At 44.2% G+C, this 16,462-nt stretch carries 13 protein-coding genes; 4 read left to right on the top strand and 9 right to left on the bottom strand.

The genetic code is table 11. The features are described from left to right. The first annotated feature begins 41 nt into the window (after positions 1-41). On the top strand, positions 42-1,238 hold the full coding sequence (locus ACXACM_RS08345; RefSeq protein WP_474821034.1) for an ABC transporter substrate-binding protein: 1,197 nt from the start codon (positions 42-44) through the stop codon (positions 1,236-1,238). Positions 1,239-1,291: 53 nt separating this feature from the next. Beyond that, a complete protein-coding gene (locus ACXACM_RS08340) occupies positions 1,292-4,069 on the top strand; it encodes an ATP-binding protein (protein ID WP_474821032.1) in 2,778 nt (925 codons plus the stop codon). On the opposite strand, the gene betI is transcribed toward ACXACM_RS08340, so the two are convergent. The 3 genes from betI to ACXACM_RS08325 form a co-directional block, all read right to left on the bottom strand. After that, positions 4,053-4,637, bottom strand: coding sequence for a transcriptional regulator BetI (gene betI, locus ACXACM_RS08335; RefSeq protein WP_474821031.1), 585 nt, complete (start codon positions 4,635-4,637; stop codon positions 4,053-4,055). The two genes, ACXACM_RS08340 and betI, sit on opposite strands and share 17 nt — an antisense overlap. Before the next feature lie 95 nt (positions 4,638-4,732). Then, positions 4,733-7,111, bottom strand: coding sequence for a TonB-dependent receptor domain-containing protein (locus tag ACXACM_RS08330; RefSeq protein WP_474821030.1), 2,379 nt, complete (start codon positions 7,109-7,111; stop codon positions 4,733-4,735). A 122-nt stretch (positions 7,112-7,233) separates the two neighbouring features. Then, positions 7,234-7,686, bottom strand: a complete 453-nt coding sequence (locus ACXACM_RS08325) for a GDP-mannose mannosyl hydrolase (protein ID WP_474821028.1) — start codon at positions 7,684-7,686, stop codon at positions 7,234-7,236. A 160-nt stretch (positions 7,687-7,846) separates the two neighbouring features. Between ACXACM_RS08325 and ACXACM_RS08320 the strand changes: the two genes are divergently transcribed. Next, complete coding sequence (locus tag ACXACM_RS08320) at positions 7,847-8,815, top strand: hypothetical protein (RefSeq protein WP_474821027.1); 969 nt, start codon at positions 7,847-7,849, stop codon at positions 8,813-8,815. A gap of 130 nt (positions 8,816-8,945) precedes the next feature. On the opposite strand, the gene ACXACM_RS08315 is transcribed toward ACXACM_RS08320, so the two are convergent. Next, positions 8,946-9,104 carry a lasso RiPP family leader peptide-containing protein gene (locus ACXACM_RS08315; RefSeq protein ID WP_474821025.1) on the bottom strand — a complete coding sequence of 53 codons (159 nt, stop codon included), beginning with the start codon at positions 9,102-9,104 and terminating at the stop codon, positions 8,946-8,948. A gap of 10 nt (positions 9,105-9,114) precedes the next feature. Next, a complete protein-coding gene (locus ACXACM_RS08310; protein ID WP_474821024.1) occupies positions 9,115-9,756 on the bottom strand; it encodes a PEP-CTERM sorting domain-containing protein in 642 nt (213 codons plus the stop codon). A gap of 378 nt (positions 9,757-10,134) precedes the next feature. Between ACXACM_RS08310 and ACXACM_RS08305 the strand changes: the two genes are divergently transcribed. Continuing rightward, positions 10,135-11,841 carry an asparagine synthase-related protein gene (locus ACXACM_RS08305; protein ID WP_474821023.1) on the top strand — a complete coding sequence of 569 codons (1,707 nt, stop codon included), beginning with the start codon at positions 10,135-10,137 and terminating at the stop codon, positions 11,839-11,841. A 24-nt stretch (positions 11,842-11,865) separates the two neighbouring features. Here ACXACM_RS08305 and ACXACM_RS08300 read toward each other — a convergent pair whose 3' ends face one another. The 4 genes from ACXACM_RS08300 to ACXACM_RS08285 all read right to left on the bottom strand — a co-directional run bounded on the left by ACXACM_RS08300 (position 11,866) and on the right by ACXACM_RS08285 (position 15,692). Continuing rightward, complete coding sequence (locus tag ACXACM_RS08300) at positions 11,866-12,297, bottom strand: lasso peptide biosynthesis B2 protein (protein WP_474821021.1); 432 nt, start codon at positions 12,295-12,297, stop codon at positions 11,866-11,868. Beyond that, a complete protein-coding gene (locus ACXACM_RS08295) occupies positions 12,297-12,563 on the bottom strand; it encodes a PqqD family protein (RefSeq protein WP_474821020.1) in 267 nt (88 codons plus the stop codon). The genes ACXACM_RS08300 and ACXACM_RS08295 overlap by 1 nt, the downstream gene beginning before the upstream one ends. Continuing rightward, the gene (locus tag ACXACM_RS08290; protein ID WP_474821019.1) at positions 12,560-14,233 is read right to left on the bottom strand and encodes an ABC transporter ATP-binding protein; all 1,674 of its coding nucleotides are present in this window, start codon (positions 14,231-14,233) and stop codon (positions 12,560-12,562) included. The genes ACXACM_RS08295 and ACXACM_RS08290 overlap by 4 nt, the downstream gene beginning before the upstream one ends. A 61-nt stretch (positions 14,234-14,294) precedes the next feature. Beyond that, positions 14,295-15,692, bottom strand: a complete 1,398-nt coding sequence (locus ACXACM_RS08285; protein ID WP_474821017.1) for an undecaprenyl-phosphate glucose phosphotransferase — start codon at positions 15,690-15,692, stop codon at positions 14,295-14,297. Between the last annotated feature and the right edge of the window lie 770 nt (positions 15,693-16,462).

Raw genomic sequence — 16,462 nt, 5'->3', positions numbered from 1 at the left:
TAGTAATGTCTTGCACGTATTTTTCTAATTTGAGTATAGCTATGTTTCTGCGCTTTTCCTTGCTACTCCTGCTGACTTCACTGGGCGCTTTAGTGCCGGTGAATGCCAGTTCAGAGGGGCAAGACCCGATAGTCATTGCATTGGACGCAGATATGACAGCCGTTGCCGTAGACGGTGGTGTGGCTATTTCCAGGGGTGCTGAACTGGCCATTGAAGAGATCAACGAAGCCGGAGGCGTACTCGGTCGTCCTCTGCAACTCGTCACCTTTGATCACCGTGGGAATCCAGCGCGAGGAGTAAGTAATATTAAGCAAGTAGCCGAGATGGAAAACATACTTGCCATATTAGGTGGCGTGCATACTCCAGTAGCGCTGGCTGAACTTGATATTATTCACGACGCCGACCTTATCTACATAAGCCCTTGGGCTGCAGGTACATCTCTAATAGATAATAATTTTACACCAAACAATATATTCCGTGTCTCCATTCGTGATGAAGAAGCAAGTAAAGTGCTCATTCAACACGCGCGTAAACGAGGTCTGAAAAACGTTGCCCTGGTGCTTGAGCGCACTGGATGGGGGCGCTCTAACCTTGAATCTCTTACCCGTGAAGCTCAGACACAAAATATTGATATTTCGACCGTTCAATGGATAAACTGGCGACAACCCGAATTCACTACTGAACTTGCAGACATTTTGGAAACCAATACTCAGGGCCTGATTTTGGTAACTAACGCACCAGAGGCCGCAACAGTAAGCAAGGCTATCCTCACATCGTTCCGTCCCAACCTACCGATAATTGCACACTGGGGGCTTGCCGGTGGTGACTTCGTATCTTCTTTAGGGTATGAGAATGTAAGTAAATTAGATTTATCTGTTATTCAAACATTCAGTTTTCTCAGACAGACTCACGAGAAAGCCAAAACCCTGCTGCAACGCTATGTAGCCCGCTATGGCAATGACATCCCTCAGGCTATTCCAGCTGTGGTCGGACTGGCCCATAGCTACGACAGCATTCACTTGCTCGCTCTTGCCGCAGAGAAAGCTGGTGGAATTAACACGAACCAAATTCGACAATCACTGGAAAATCTGCCACCTTTCACTGGTGCGGTTAAAACTTACGCACCGGCATTTACACAACAGGCTCGAGATGCACTTATGGCAAAGGACTATTTTATGACAAGATTCGATAACAACGGTCACCTGGTACCTATAGCAGACACCGCTGACAACCAGTGAATAACCGGCCATCTTTCTATCAGCAGCTGCAACGGCGAATTGTCCCGAGGCTTTTGACAGTTTTATGCCTGGTAAGTATTGCCTTGTCGCTGGTAATTTTCTTTATAGCAAGACAGCAAATTACAGAAGAGCAGCGCAATACTATTCAATATCTGAAAAAAGATATTACTGGCACACTCAACAGCACACGCCAGCTTATGGAAGGCATCGCATCTAACGATCTGCTTATAAACAGCTTCATCGACACCCAACAACGCAAAAATTATCTTCCCGTCTTTTTCGATTCATTAAAATTCACGCGAGGGGAAGAGTTCAGCCTCGGACTATTTCAGTTTGACGGTACTCCCATCATTACCAAAGACTGGGAAAATAAGGTGCCAGCCCCTTTAATAAATAGTTGGAAGAACACGACCCTCAACGAGTCACGATCATTGACACGCGTAGAGTCAACAGGCGTGCTCATTGCTGTTCCAGTTTTGATGGGCGGGCAGGCAGAAGGCGCATTGGTGCTGTACGTACCATCTCTTGATGATTTCGTGTTTGAAACAACGCAGGCTGGTCATCAGCTCATTTTATCTGACACAGGCACCATCCTTTATACCAGTCACCCCGAACACTACACCGCGCAACAAATCTACGACACCACACTTTATAACTTTTGGCTGATAGAGTCAGAGCCATGGCACGACCTTACCCTTTTACACCAGACGCCTGCTCTCGACGCATTTGCCAATGTACTCTGGCTACTTCCCGCCATTTTCATTACGTTGATTTCTGCAGTTTTAGTCAGCGTGTATGCCTCCATGCACGCAGCAAAATTGAGTGCCAGAACATTACAAACACTGCTTAACACTATTCAGGATCGCGCTAGCAGCGGGGTTGGCCCAACTTTAGCGCCTGAAGAAGAGCCTCGAGAGCTTTTTGTCATTCGGCAGGCTTTTGAGAAGCTACTGTCAAACCTTAGCTCTATGACATTGTCGAACACACAGTTCTCCAATGTTATTGATTCGCTGGAAGAAGTATTGGTTGTACTGGATGAGAAGAATAACAAGCTCCTCACTAACCGAACATTTACGGAACACAACGCACTTTGTAAACTTTCTGATGCAGATTTATCTGCAATTCGACAACAACTCATCTTTAGTGCAGGTGAGCTTGAAAGGAAGTATGGGGCGAGCGACGGTTCACCTTCATTGACAATTCGTTGGTCTATGTTACCTCTGCAAGATCCACAGAGTAAGCATGTAGGCACCATTTTGTTGGGCAATGACATCACCCAGCATCGTTCTTTGGAAGCTCAAATAAACGTTATCAGTCATGCCATGAAATCGGCGACGTTATCGATTCTTATTGCTGAGAAGCGTGGCGACAACTTCCCCATCATCTACGTGAACCCCCATTTTAGTAGGGTCACGGGTTATGATGAGAACGAAGTGCTTGGCAAAAGCGATTTTCTACTTGATAAAATGAAGGCGGATGGGGATAAGCTCAAGCAAATCAGGAGCGCGTTAAAGAATGGAATGCCCTACTCTGACACGCTTAAATGCCATAAACAGAACAACGTTTTATTTTTCAACCAGGTTATCATTACCCCTGTGTTCGACCAGAGCGAGCTTACTCATTACGTCGCTTTTTTCCAGGATGTTACTGAGCAGGAACAAACCCAGCAACTTTTAAAGGATGCCAAATTAAAAGCTGAGGAATCAGCCAGATTAAAATCGAGTTTTCTGGCGAGTATGAGTCACGAAGTGCGAACCCCTCTTCACGGTATATCGGGAGCATTGCAACTGGTTAATAATACCGACTTGAATCAGCAACAGGCTAAGTTTATAGCCTTGGCAAATGACAGTCTGAGTAATTTGAAACACATCGTGGATGACATCCTTGATTTTTCAAAAATTGAAGCCGGACAACTCAACCTTGAAGCTCTGCCCTTCAATCTTTCTCTGCTAATCAAAACAATCCACGATCAATTTGTTATCAGTTGCCGTGAGAAAGGCATCACTTTCACATTGAATTACGATCCACAAGGACAAGATACAATCATTGGAGATCCAATCAGGCTCAGGCAAATTCTCGGTAATCTACTGAATAACGCAGTCAAATTTACGGAGCAAGGTGGTGTGACCCTTTCCGTAGCAGTCAAGAGATCTTCCGGCAAGAGCAAACTTTTCGCCTCAGTGAGAGATACGGGAATAGGAATTTCAAAACAAAGCCTGGAATCTATTTTTGAGGCTTTCAGACAAGAAGACACCTCCACCACCAGACGCTTTGGTGGCACAGGGCTCGGGTTATCTATTTGTCGTCAGCTCTGTCAGCTGTTGGGCGGTGAGCTCGTAGCAACAAGTGAAAAGGGCAAAGGGAGCTGTTTCAGCTTTGATATTCAAGTGTCCACGACAGACGAGCGTTTTGAGGAGAAGATAGTACCTACCGATCCACTTACGGCCCTCCCTGCTTTTAAAGCGAAAATATTGATCGTAGAAGACAACGAAGTCAATCAGCTCATTGCCAGAGAACATTTGAAACAACACAAGATCATGACTGCTAAGAATGGACGCGAGGCTTTGGAAGCACTTAGTAGAATACGCCTTACTTTCGATGCGATTCTGATGGACTGCCACATGCCGGAAATGGACGGCTTTGAGACGACAAAACGAATTCGTCAGGGCGAAGCTGGTGAACGTTATCGCGACGTTCCCATCATCGCATTAACAGCCAACGCATTAAAAGGCGATCGTGAACTTTGCGAAGCCGCGGGTATGGACGACTATATCAGCAAGCCTTTCACAGCAAACGACTTACACACTGTTTTGGCTAGGTATTGCTCATAGCGTGTTGCGATAACATCATTTCAATGTGCGCCTTACAACGTGATGCATTAATTTCGAACAGTTCCTTACGCTCGGGCTCCAACGCACAATGTAACCACAGGCCGTCAATAAGCGCGGCAGTGGTTTCAGCGGCGTCTTTAACTTTCTCACCGGGTAGTAACGCTCTGAAACTGTAAGCCAAATTGCTAATGAGTCGACTTCTGTTTATTTGTTGTAGTCGGTGCAAATCATCATCCTGGGTAGATTGCGCCCAAAAACTTAACCATGCCCTACCAGACGCTCTGGATTGTTGAATAGGAGCGAAGTTCGCGTCGACTATTCCCATCAATCGTGAAAGTGGGTCAGGATAGTTACCTTTTACTCGCAGTTGAGATACCAAATACCTTACCGTGGCATCAATCAGGCCTTTTTTGTTTCCAAAATAATGACTAATAATGCCCGTCGACATCCCGGCTTCTTTACTGATTAAGGAGAAAGTAGTGTTAGCTAAGCCTACTTCACCAATAACGTTAAGCGTTGCTTCGATAAGCTGTTGACGGCGAAGGGGCTCCATTCCGACTTTTGGCATGTTTTACTCCACACAAGCCATTGCGAACAGTGTATTAATGAAAGTGAGTATGGCACGACTCCCACTATAATAGAAAGTCGTGCCCAGCTTGAGGTTTAGAAAGATGCTTTTACGTTAATAGCAGCGGTGCGAGGCGCACCAATCCATCCTGCATTCGTAACTACCGTTCCCAAATAGCTTTCGTCAAAAAGATTATTGATGGTAAGGCGTATATCCAGTGTCTTAACGCCAGGAGCAACGTTATCCAGCATTACACCCGCATAGAAATCACTGACGATATACTCGTCCGCCTCCATGGTGTTTTCAGCATTCATATAACGCGGGCCAACATACTTTGTGCTCAAACCAGCCAGGTAAACGCCCTTAGCGTAATCAAGACTAATGACAGCCATATCTTGGGCAGTACCTATTACAGTATTTCCTTCAACGGGGTTTTCAACATCATCATAAGCCGATTTCGTATACTCAGAGTTGTTATACGTATAGGAAGCAAAAACACTCAGGTAATCTGTTGCCTGCCACTGTGCAGAAGCCTCAATACCATCTGATTCAACACCACCGTCATTCACAAAACCGCCGGCTGCAGCTTCGAGGAAATCGATTCCGTCTGACTGTTCGTTACTGATAAAGCGAATACGGTTGTCAAACTCGATGGTGTAGTAAGTTAAGCTGGCATTGAAACCTGGCATGGAATAACGCACACCAAGATCAATGTTTTCCGCAGTTTCCGGCTCAATAAGTGACACATCGGCATCATCGCGCTCAAATACAGAATCTTTGATGGCGGCGAAGTTTTCAGCATAGCCACCAAACACTTCAAACTCATCGGAAATCGGGGCGACGAAACCTGCTGATAATAAAACGTCAGAATCAGAAGTTACGTCCAAATCATTTGACGCATCGAACAAATCGTTTTTCTCGAGTTCGACGTCAAATTGTTTAGCGCCAAGGCGGATTTTTGCAAATCCTACATCCAACTCATCTTCGATGTAGTACATCAGAGTTTCCACAGGGAAATCCCGACTATACTGCACCCAATATGGTGTGTGGTCATAATAGAAGCTGGATGCTGAATCAATGATCTTGTGCCAGTCACGATATTCCTCACGGGTATAGTCTTCATACCAAATACCCGCTCGGAGAGTGTTATCCATATCACCGATTTTCGTGTACCAGGTCAAATCAGCATTAAAGCCGATACGCTCTTTTTTGTAGTGAGTGTGACGATAGGAACCCACAGGAACCGCACTATCATCGTAGCAAGACGGGTCGTACTCAGGGCCACTTCCGCCATAAGGAAAGGTTAGGCTACTCTCGCAACCGTCTTCAGCAAACAAAGTTTGTCCTGTTGGCGAAACAAAGAAAAGCTGTCCTAAGCTCGCTCCACCATAAACAGTGTTACCAGACACCAATTCTGAATTTGGTTGGTTAAGGCCGTCATCTGTTACGTCAACTAAATAGGGAGGGATCCAGTCACCTCGTCCTTCAAGGTTGTGATAATAAACATTGGCGCTGATATCAACATCGCCTACCGTAGTATCTGCTTGCAAATAAGTGAAGAAGTTTTCTCTCAGAGTTGACCACCCACGACGGTAGGCTTGATCTTGATAAGGAATACCTGTCCAGTCACTGGTCAATTGATCCCACTCTGGGTTTTGCTCAAACTGCGCTGTACCATAGACGCGTTGATAATTGTCTTCGTGAGTGTCGTCATAGGAAACATAACCGGTAAAATCAATGCCACTAACAAGACTGGTAATTTTCGCAGCAAAGTGGTCACGGGTATTTTCGGCGGCCTGATCCATCCAGTCGCTACTTTCCTGTGTTGATACACTCACCCACGCATAGGTGTCTTTCGCCAACTCGCCGGTTTCATAGCGAAGGTAGATTTTTTGTGCGTCAAACTCACCCAGGGTCCCACTCACCACCATGGTTTCTTCCTGACCAGGATTAATCGTTGTGAAGTTGAGTGTGCCGCCCAATGCTTCATTGGAACGAGAAGCGATGTCTGCTGTACCTTGAGAAACATCAACAGAGCGCAGGTTTTCTGTATCGATATAACGATTGGCTTTAGCACCACCGCCATAGTTTGAGTTCCCGTTAGCGATCCCATCAACCGTCATCCCGATCTGTTGTTGATCCAAATCGACCTGAAAACCGCGAATAGAGATACTGGTAGACCAATCATCAGCACCAAAAGTGTCGCCTTCATTGATAAGTACACCAGGAAGGTTATCAACAGTAGCCAGTACACTGGTCATGGCTGACTGCTGATTTTTCATATTCTCGTCAGTGGCATTGTTCGCGTAGGAAACGCTGCGACCAATAACTTGTATTTCTTCAATTGTATTGCTGCTACCAACATCAGCCGGTACTGCTTCGTCAGCCTTTGCATGAATAACAGGTGTCGCTGCCAATGCCGCGAATACCGACATCGCCAGAAGACTGGGCTTACCAAAAATCGTTTGTCTCATGAGTGTTTTCCCAAAGTATGCTTGTTATAGTGGCGTTAAATAACCGCTTAAGCGTATTGGGAAAATGTGACAGTTGCGTTTTAGTTAATTGACCGTTCAATTAAAAAATAATGACACTTCTGCTACTCTACATACCATTTACTATGCTTGTGAACATCGTCCCGGCTAAGCATGTCTTCAATGGTAAACCACTGATAACGGGCGTGTTGCTCGGTAGGTAACTCAGTGAGTTCAATATCCAAGGCCAATTTGTAGCCTACCACTACGTAATGAGTTGAAATGGCATCATCAAACACGCTGTCATCATACAAATGTTCGTAAACACCGAGAAACTCTGCTTGGTTTCGGGCAATCGCCCTGCCTAATTCTCCCTCTGTTAAACGCAGGAACGCAGCATCCATCTTTTCATTTTTCTGAATTCGCCCACCGGGGACAAACCAATGATTTTGGGCTGGGCGGTTGGTGCGATACCCTAATAAAATTTCGTCGTTACTATTTTGAATAAGAAGGTCAATAGACACTAACGGCGTGGAATCAATAATTGAAGAGAAAACTTGTTGTGGAAGAAAAGCCATAAATGTTACCGCTGAATAAAAAAATATTATCAAGTTTACTGACTTTTACGTTACTTTTCCCACCGATTTTGCAGTTAATCAAAGTTAGTGCTTTACTCTATCGAAATACTCACGCACTCTATTTGTGGTATGTTAATTTTTAGGAAGTTTGAGAGCGGGAATGCTTATAAATCAGGACTTAATCAATTTAAGCCGACACCCACTACACGGCGTTTCATTTGTTCAGTCTGAACAAGAACCCATCCATACACCTCATTCTCTTGTACTTGAAGAATCACCGCTGCTCCCGTTACCGCAAGATGCCAGAATATGGACGTTAACAGATAAGGGAGAGCGGTATGAGTCAACAATTGAACTCTATCGGCACGATGACTTATACCATTTATCTATAGATTGTGAAGGGAAGGGACGATTTTCCCTGGACTGTGCAAAAAAACATCTCACTGTAGATTGGCAGAAAGGAGGAACCGGGCCGTCTCATTATATTCAGACATTAGCTATATCGCTTTTCCTGGAACTCAACAATACTCTCTGCCTTCATGCGAACACGCTGATAAAAGACGACAAAGCTTACTTATTTCTAGCTCCTAGTAGAACCGGAAAGTCGACACTTACAAGTGCGATGACTGAAAGGGGATATCATCTCATTACTGACGATATGGCTGCTATCTACCAGACAGGCAACTCTCTGAAAGTTTTCCCCAGTTGGCCTAAAGTCAGACTGTGGCCCGACTCAGCCGAATATTTTTCGCAAACTACAGCATTGCAAAATACCAGCAGTCAACGAGTTCATGAGCGTTTCGCAAAAAAAGAAATCACTTTTAAAGATGCATCTCCTCACTACCCTTATCCCGTAGCAGGAATGTATTTGCTAAACCGTGAAGAAAACCCCAATCAGGCAGTTTCTTTAACGACGTTACCGCCAAGCCATGGGCTGATTATACTGATGCAAAACAGCATGCTGGGCGACGCTTACAAAGCGCTGGGAATTGATGTACATCGGATGGGTAGAATTGCGCAACTGCTTAATAACATCCCTTTTCAAAAAGTGAGTTATCCTTCAGGATTGGACAAACTAAAGAGCGTAGTGAAAGAGCTAGATACCGTGATCAGCCAACAATCAATTTAGCGCTTTGGGACAACGACGACGAAAGTCGATCCTGACTACAACAAAAGTCTTAGTCAAAAATTTTTACACTTTTTTAGTGTCATAAAAAAAGCCAGTTTTTCAACTGGCTTTTTAATACCACTTACAAAGATTAACCCTGGAAAGGATTACGCTTTGTTTGACCGCCTTGCTCGTCAGGAATACTTCCTGCGAAACCTTCAGTCAATTCAGCCAATGTACCTACTTTTTGTAGTTCAGGCTTCGTGTAAGTTTGTTTGCTTTCTAAAGCAACAGTCTTATCAGATTTCATTTTCTCTTCCTTATGCCTTTTTACGGCGGTTGAAACCCATAAAGCCCAATGCTGCTGCAAAGATGCCCAGAGTAGCTGGAGCTGGAACAGAAATGTCAGTATCAGCTACGAACTGGAAAGAACCAGCAGTATCTAATAGTGCACCGTTCATGCCGGTCAACATCAAGCCACCAAACAGCTCATCTTCAACGTTCATGTCGAACATGCCGCTTACGTTCATGTCATCAGCAACGAACATACGACCTGCACCTGAACCGTTAGCACTTGCATCGCCTTCGGCAGTATCAAATACTACGTCAGCTGCCCATGCGTCGATGTATACAGATTCAATACCAGAAGCCATGCCGTCGTAAGTGAATGTCCAAGCACCCAGAACACCTGGAGCACCCGGAGGATTATCTGAGATTGAATCACCTTGTTGCATAAGCGACCAAGTTGATCCTGTAACACCGCCAGAGTAGCCTTCCATAAACGGCACGGAAGGATCCATGGAAATTACATCCCAGACCATTGTTTCAACGGACATGTCAGAGAAAGTTACAGTCACTTCCATACCTGCCATATCTGCACCTGTTACAGTAGAGATGTAGCTAGCTGAAGCTTGACTGCTTAAAACCAGAGCGATAGCCCCGAATAAAGCCGACTTTTTCATTCCATTTTCCTTGTGAGTTTAAAACTACGTGGTTGAATTATTATTGTACGATGAGAAAAAGCAAGTAGCGTACCAATAAAAAAATTATCAATTGTTACAAACAATTAGAAGGCCACTTTTCGTTCTATTATAAAAACCACGAAATAAAAAAAGCGATCTGTAAAAAAAGCAGACAGATCTTTTTGAGTACAGTCGCGGATGCACCTCTCCAGTGCTATGAAAAGCAAACTGCGAAGCCATGTGCATGTTAAGCATACAATATTTCATTCAGATTTACTAAAAAAACCTTGCCGGCTGTTTTTCTACAGCTTAGCCTATCTACTTTGTAGCCCATATGTGCATAATACGCCTGAACAACCTTAACTAAGACGGATCTTTGTGAAGCCTTTTGTTTTCTTATTTAGTCACAGTGATGAATTTCGCCACCAAGCCCAGCAACACCTTGCACGATTATGGGGCGCAGTAAATGCAACTGACGTCGTTAGTGGGCCCAGCCTTCAAGGTTACATGCTGTGTGCGGGACATTCTGATCAACCACTAATTTCAACAGATTCATCTGCTATTAATGAAAAGCGACTCAATGGCCCGGGCTGCATTGTCCACTCCTCAGACCGGGCGAGTATCGTCACTGATCCACTTGGTCTACAGACGATCTACTTTGCTAAGATCAGCAAGATCACGGTTTGTAGTAACTCCACACAGGCCATACTCAGCCTGTTTCGTTTAACGCCGGAACTCGATGATACGGCGCTTAGTGGTTGGTTAGCCGGACAGCCGGTTCCAGAGCTATCCTTGTATCGAAATGTTTCCGTGTTGCCTGCTGGCTATGCTCTCGAGATCAGTGCCGACAGCTATAGTTTGAAGAAGTACTGGGATATTGATCCGGCTCACACAATAAGATTCACCAATGAGAAAGAGTACGCAGCAAGTTTCCGCTCTGTTTTTACACATGTTGTGGAAGAATACATTGGAGATTCGTCAGTAGTTGCTTCCCAAATGAGTGGCGGCATGGATTCGACATCTGTCACTGCAATTGCGTTAAAGTGGCAACGCCAACACGAAAGAAAATGTATAGCCCTCTCCCATTACTACCGGCATGATCCCAAATCAGACGAAAGTGCACTTATTGAGGATATGCGCACGCACCTTAATATTGATGATTTTATTTTCCAGGATGTGGACCGAGAGCAATATCGTGACTTTCTACAACTGTATCCAGCGCACTTCGATCATCCAGGCATAGTGCTATCCCCCCGTTATAAAGATGAAATGCGAGCACTTGCTGCACAAAACGTGACCATGTTGTTAACGGGGAACGGTGGCGATGAAATGTGTTGGGGACATGCCAGCACCTATACGCAAAGACTAAAACAGGGGGAAATAGGTGTTATTGGTGAAGTGAAACGAGCCTGTAGGGAAACAGATCTTACATTCTATCCTATTGCCAAATCACTTTTTGTTAAGCCACTCATACCGCAGTGGTTAATAAATACCGCGAAACGTTTGAAGGGACAAACACCAGGTCTCATTTCTATGCCTCGTTGGATGACGCCCAAAGGCAGAGAGCTTGCCAGCGCATCATACGACTTCCCGAACCCTTTTGACGGGAGTAAAGATCCCGCCCGTTATGCACGTTACTTTGCATTAAAAACCACGACAACGTTCAATTCAGTTCGTTCGTACGATGCCATTGCATCTGAATTTAATATCAATGTGAAACATCCCTTTTTTGATTATCGAATAGCAGAACATTCATTTGCCGTGCCGCCCGTTCAATTGATCAAAGGGGCCTATCCCAAATATATGCTGAGAAATGCAATGACGGATTTATTACCAAAATCGGTATGCTGGCGGAAAACCAAGACCACATTTGATCACCATTTCGCCAATTTAGTCAGAGAAAATGCCGAAAGCCTACGCAACTGTTTAGCCCACCCCTATTTGGCTGACCGGGGCCTAATCGACACAACACAAGTATTGAAAGCATTCGACGACGCAGTTTACAACAGAAATGGCGGCGTACATGTTGATCTGCTTTTTGTGATCCTGACGCAACGTTGGCTGCAGACATTTCACAAGCTTTGATAGGGATGATTCACGGGGTAACCGTCAGGCAAGGTTTTTGAAAAGAGTACTGGTATTTTTTGTTTTTAATTCCGTATATGCAGAAACGACCTCCTCGCTGTCGTTTATCAGTGCACCATTAAGAGATAACCAGCAATGGGCTTTCGTTACCCCGTTTTCAATTTTAACGCCGAAATGTATTGTGGGGTAAATCTCAATCCGATGTGACATCTCCATGGTAACCAGACAGCGTCGCAAACAATTCATGTGGCAGAGGTGATGCCTGCCAGCCTTTTCAATGGTCGCTACAAAGTTAGCCGGATAACCAGACTGGGAAGTCGCTGTTGTAGGAAAAACACGGTTCTGCCAGGCTTTGTAATTTGAAAAACGAATTCGAACATGCCAAAGCAGAAATGCAAACCAGGCTCTAATAAACCATTTTTTCTGGTTACCAGGCAGACGGAGAAACGCCAGCATTACATCACAACTTCAACTAAACCCTGTGCTTCGAGTTGCGCTAAAAGCTGCTGATAATCAGCTCTCACTTCCTCTGCGTCCACGGCAAACTTTTCTGTCATGGCTGCTACTACTTCATCTTCGCTCTTACCTTCTTCAAGCAGGGCTATCATTTCACTACCCACGCCGTTAACAGTAAAGTACTCGCCGTTTTCAGGTTCTAAAATGACCATTTCATCAACCACTTTTTGCGCTAGTACGTCAGATTTTAATTTATAAGTTGTCATGTCTTCCCTTGTTCACTTTTTAATTGATAATCATGGAGTGTAAACACCCTGTCTGCTACATCAGACAGCGTTGGATCATGAGATATCATAATAATGGTAAATGTTTTAAACACTGTTTCCAATTCTTTGCGAAACTGCTGTCTGCCAGTCTCATCCAACATAGAGGTTGGTTCATCAAACAATAAAATGGCAGGTTTTTTCAGTAAAGCCCGGGCAAGTGCTATCCGTTGCTTTTGCCCTCCAGATAAGCGTATGCCGCCTTCCCCAACCATGGTATGTAACCCATTCGGTAACCGCGCAAGCACAGGCACTAAACCCGCTTGCTCGCACACTTTCTGTACCTCGTCTTTATTTGCTTCTTCCACTCCATAAGTGATGTTGTCGAATATTGAGCCATTACACAAGACAACATCTTGAGAAACATGGCCAATAGCGTTGCGAACCGATGAAGTCGTCACGCCCCGAATATCTTGCCCGTCTATCAGAATTCTTCCAGACTGGGGTTCATGAAAGCGCATCAACAAATGCAGGAGGGTGGATTTACCCGCGCCGTTTCTACCTACAATCAATACAGTTTGCTGTGGCTTTACAGTAAAACAAACACCTTTCAACACTGGTTCATCAGAAATGTACGAGAAGGTAACATTGTCGAATTCAACATACCCTGCTTCTGCTTCTAAAGATTTTTCTCCACTATCAGAAGGTTCACGTTCTTTACCGTGAATCGCCAGCAATCGGGCCAGGGCTCCAGTCATTTGCATTGTCTGCCCATAAAGACCAGCGAGTGTGCTTACAGGACGAGTAAAAATCATACCGTAGAGCAGAAGGGATACAATGTCAGCTATTTCAATTTTCCCAGCTTTGAACTGAATAAGACAAACACCAATAATGGCCATAATACACACGGACGCTAAAAACTGAATTGTAGGCGTAAGCAGCGCCTGGTAACGAAATTGCCGGGTTCGCAACGACAACACTTCGCCAGTTCTGCTGGCATAACGGGTTGATTCCGTCCTCTCTCTGTTAAAGGATTTTATTAACGAAATAGTACTAATATTTTCACTGGCAATCGCCAGAGTGTCAGCTTGTTTTTCGACGATTTGACGAGAGAGAGGATGAATTTGGCGACCGATGATTTTAGTGACCAGATACACAATCGGGATAAGCGTGACAATCATCAGAGCCACCAGCGGTTCTATCCAGTACATCATGATGACTGAGCCAAATAAGACCATGAGATTTGGAACCAGTGTGGTAAGTACACTGGTCACGTAATAACTAACTGTTCCCAAGTCATGGGTTAACAGAGATAATACGTCGCCTTTCTTGACATCCTGGAAATAGCGAAGTGGAAGGATCTGAATATGATCATAAAGCCGACAACTAAGATTTGCTACCAGCTTGGCCCCTAAAACATTTAGTCGGTAAGTAGAGATGAACTTCATTAAACACTGTAGCGCGAATAAAACGCACCACAGGATCAGATAGCCCCCTAAATCCGTAATTTTAACAAATTCGGCACTCGCAAGCTGCCCGGATTGCTTACCAATGACATAAGGAATGGCCAGACTCACCAGCGTCTCTACAAATAAGACGCAAAATATCAGCAAAAAACTAGCCTTGTAGTTTCGAAAGATATTACGTCCGAAATACAGGCTACGTTTCCACATTGCTCACTTCTTTTATCATTAGGTTTAAAATGTCAATCTGCTCAATGACTAACGTTTGTGGCTAGTATACATTTTTGCCAACGAAACCTTTAAAGAAAGTGAAAATTACAATTTTAAAGTCAAGCCACAATGACCAGTTACGAATATATTCCAAATCGTACTGAACTCGCATTTGCATTTTTTCAACAGTATCAGTTTCACCACGCCAACCATTAACCTGTGCCCAGCCAGTAATACCAGGTTTAATACGATGCCTCAGCATGTAATATTTTACGGTTTTCCGATACATTTCATTGTGGGCAATGGCGTGGGGGCGCGGCCCTACCACAGACATAGTGCCCTGTAAGACATTGATAAACTGCGGCAGCTCATCGAGAGACGTGCGCCGTAGGAAGGCACCCAATTTGGTCACTCGGGCATCCCCTTTAGTTGCCTGAGTCACTGTGTCGCCATCTTCAGTCACAGTCATGGAGCGAAATTTCCAGACTTTAATTTTTTTGCCATCCACACCGTAACGGTTCTGCTTGAAGATAACTGGCCCCTTGGAAGTCAGTTTAACCGCAGCGGCGATAAACAACATAGGTATAGCAATCACAGTGAGTATAGAAGTGGCGAGAATAATATCTTCCGCCCTTTTAATTGCTGTCATAGCACCACGCATTGGCGTATCAAATACACTGATCGTTTGCATATTTCCGATATTACACAAACGGGAATGAACCATGTTGTACATAAAGAAATTAGGGACAAAATGGACTTCGGCGTTGGTATCACCTAATTCGTGGAGAATTTGTTCGATACGTCGATTCGCTGTCATTGGCAACGTGATAAAAACCTGGTCTAGCTCACCTGCACGAACTGCATTCACTGCATCGCTGAGGCTTCCCTCAATAGTGATGTTGTCTGGAACTGCCAGGCGGGATAAATCCCTGTCATCGTAAACACCGCCGATCTTAAACCCTATGTGGGGGTTCATTCTCAACTCATTGACCAGGGCAACGGCATTTTCATTCATACCGATAATACCCACAGTACGACTGTTGTAACCCTGTCGACGTATGCTGTAGAGAAATGCACGCATGGCAAGTCGCCATGTGCACAGAAACAGTGGTGCAACTGTTATCCATCCAGACAAAACGACCCTGGAGTAGTCTTCAGAGGTTTTCGTGAGGAATAGATAGCTTAGAACGACCACCACACTAACAAACCAGCTTAGTGCGGTATAGAAAATGAGCTCTTTAGTGGTACCTGAACGCCAGGAACGATACAACCAGAAAAGTTCAGCAGATAACAAATAGGTTGTACTGCCAATGAGCCCTAGTAAATGATAATGCACCGACATACCCACAGAGTAAGCTGTGCCGACGGCCAACAAAGTGACTTGTATAATTAGGAAATCAATAAAACGATAGACAATCGCAAATTGATTCACATTATTTCTAACGAAACCGGTCCCCATAATGTGCCGTCCTTGTTCCTTCTAAACACTCAAAATGAAATCATAACCTTGGTAAATTTTAGGCGTACACATTAGTCTGTCTATGGCGCACTCCATAAGCATACGCCATATTAATGAGCAAAATTGATACCAACATGTAGCGAGTGATTTACAACTTATGATGCATAATTATAGTCGCAACTTCACGAATGAGAAACATCTTCTACTATACATACATATGTAAACCACTATATTTATTTGTGCAGAGTTAAACACTCCCTGAACAGGCGACACTAGCAATGTATGCGTCTAAAGATGTGTAAATGAAACTGACAATACCATCAAAAAACTGTCACTAAGTAACAAAAAAGTGCTAAGCCACCCCCATTTTTTTAACATATCTAATTAATTCAGGTTGCGGTAAGAGTTATTATTCACCACACTGCGGTTCGCATAATACTGATTTGACATGAGTAATACTAAAGGCCTAGTTAAACAATACACAGTATCGGTGTTAAATGAAGTTCATCAACGCCTGTAAAAAAAGCGGACACCACAGTAGGATGCGCATCCTTTTATACACAAATAAATAGCATGAAGCTGTTAGGCCAACCAGGTTTTTACCATTCTTTTGAAAAAAGCGACCTACAAAGTGGAACGAAATTTGAATTAAATTTCAGTACTGGTAGCCTGATAGTCGTTTCTTTGTTCAAATACCGCTCCATGCAGGTCTACACATATTTCTCGTGAAACTGGTATGATTCAATTTTGGTTGTCTTGCCGTTTTTGTG

This window comes from Alteromonas sp. AWQ4_252, from assembly GCF_056158205.1.
The sequence above is the reverse complement of the archived record's forward strand: the minus strand, read 5'-3'. Positions and strand labels throughout refer to the sequence as shown.

Excerpts from the sequence above, each read along its gene's own strand:
- ACXACM_RS08345 (WP_474821034.1), top strand. The coding sequence starts at position 42 with ATGTTTCTGCGCTTTTCCTTGCTACTCCTGCTGACTTCACTGGGCGCT.
- betI (WP_474821031.1), bottom strand. The coding sequence starts at position 4,637 with ATGCCAAAAGTCGGAATGGAGCCCCTTCGCCGTCAACAGCTTATCGAA.
- ACXACM_RS08330 (WP_474821030.1), bottom strand. The coding sequence starts at position 7,111 with ATGAGACAAACGATTTTTGGTAAGCCCAGTCTTCTGGCGATGTCGGTA.
- ACXACM_RS08325 (WP_474821028.1), bottom strand. The coding sequence starts at position 7,686 with ATGGCTTTTCTTCCACAACAAGTTTTCTCTTCAATTATTGATTCCACG.
- ACXACM_RS08320 (WP_474821027.1), top strand. The coding sequence starts at position 7,847 with ATGCTTATAAATCAGGACTTAATCAATTTAAGCCGACACCCACTACAC.
- ACXACM_RS08315 (WP_474821025.1), bottom strand. The coding sequence starts at position 9,104 with ATGAAATCTGATAAGACTGTTGCTTTAGAAAGCAAACAAACTTACACG.
- ACXACM_RS08310 (WP_474821024.1), bottom strand. The coding sequence starts at position 9,756 with ATGAAAAAGTCGGCTTTATTCGGGGCTATCGCTCTGGTTTTAAGCAGT.
- ACXACM_RS08300 (WP_474821021.1), bottom strand. The coding sequence starts at position 12,297 with ATGCTGGCGTTTCTCCGTCTGCCTGGTAACCAGAAAAAATGGTTTATT.
- ACXACM_RS08295 (WP_474821020.1), bottom strand. The coding sequence starts at position 12,563 with ATGACAACTTATAAATTAAAATCTGACGTACTAGCGCAAAAAGTGGTT.
- ACXACM_RS08290 (WP_474821019.1), bottom strand. The coding sequence starts at position 14,233 with ATGTGGAAACGTAGCCTGTATTTCGGACGTAATATCTTTCGAAACTAC.
- ACXACM_RS08285 (WP_474821017.1), bottom strand. The coding sequence starts at position 15,692 with ATGGGGACCGGTTTCGTTAGAAATAATGTGAATCAATTTGCGATTGTC.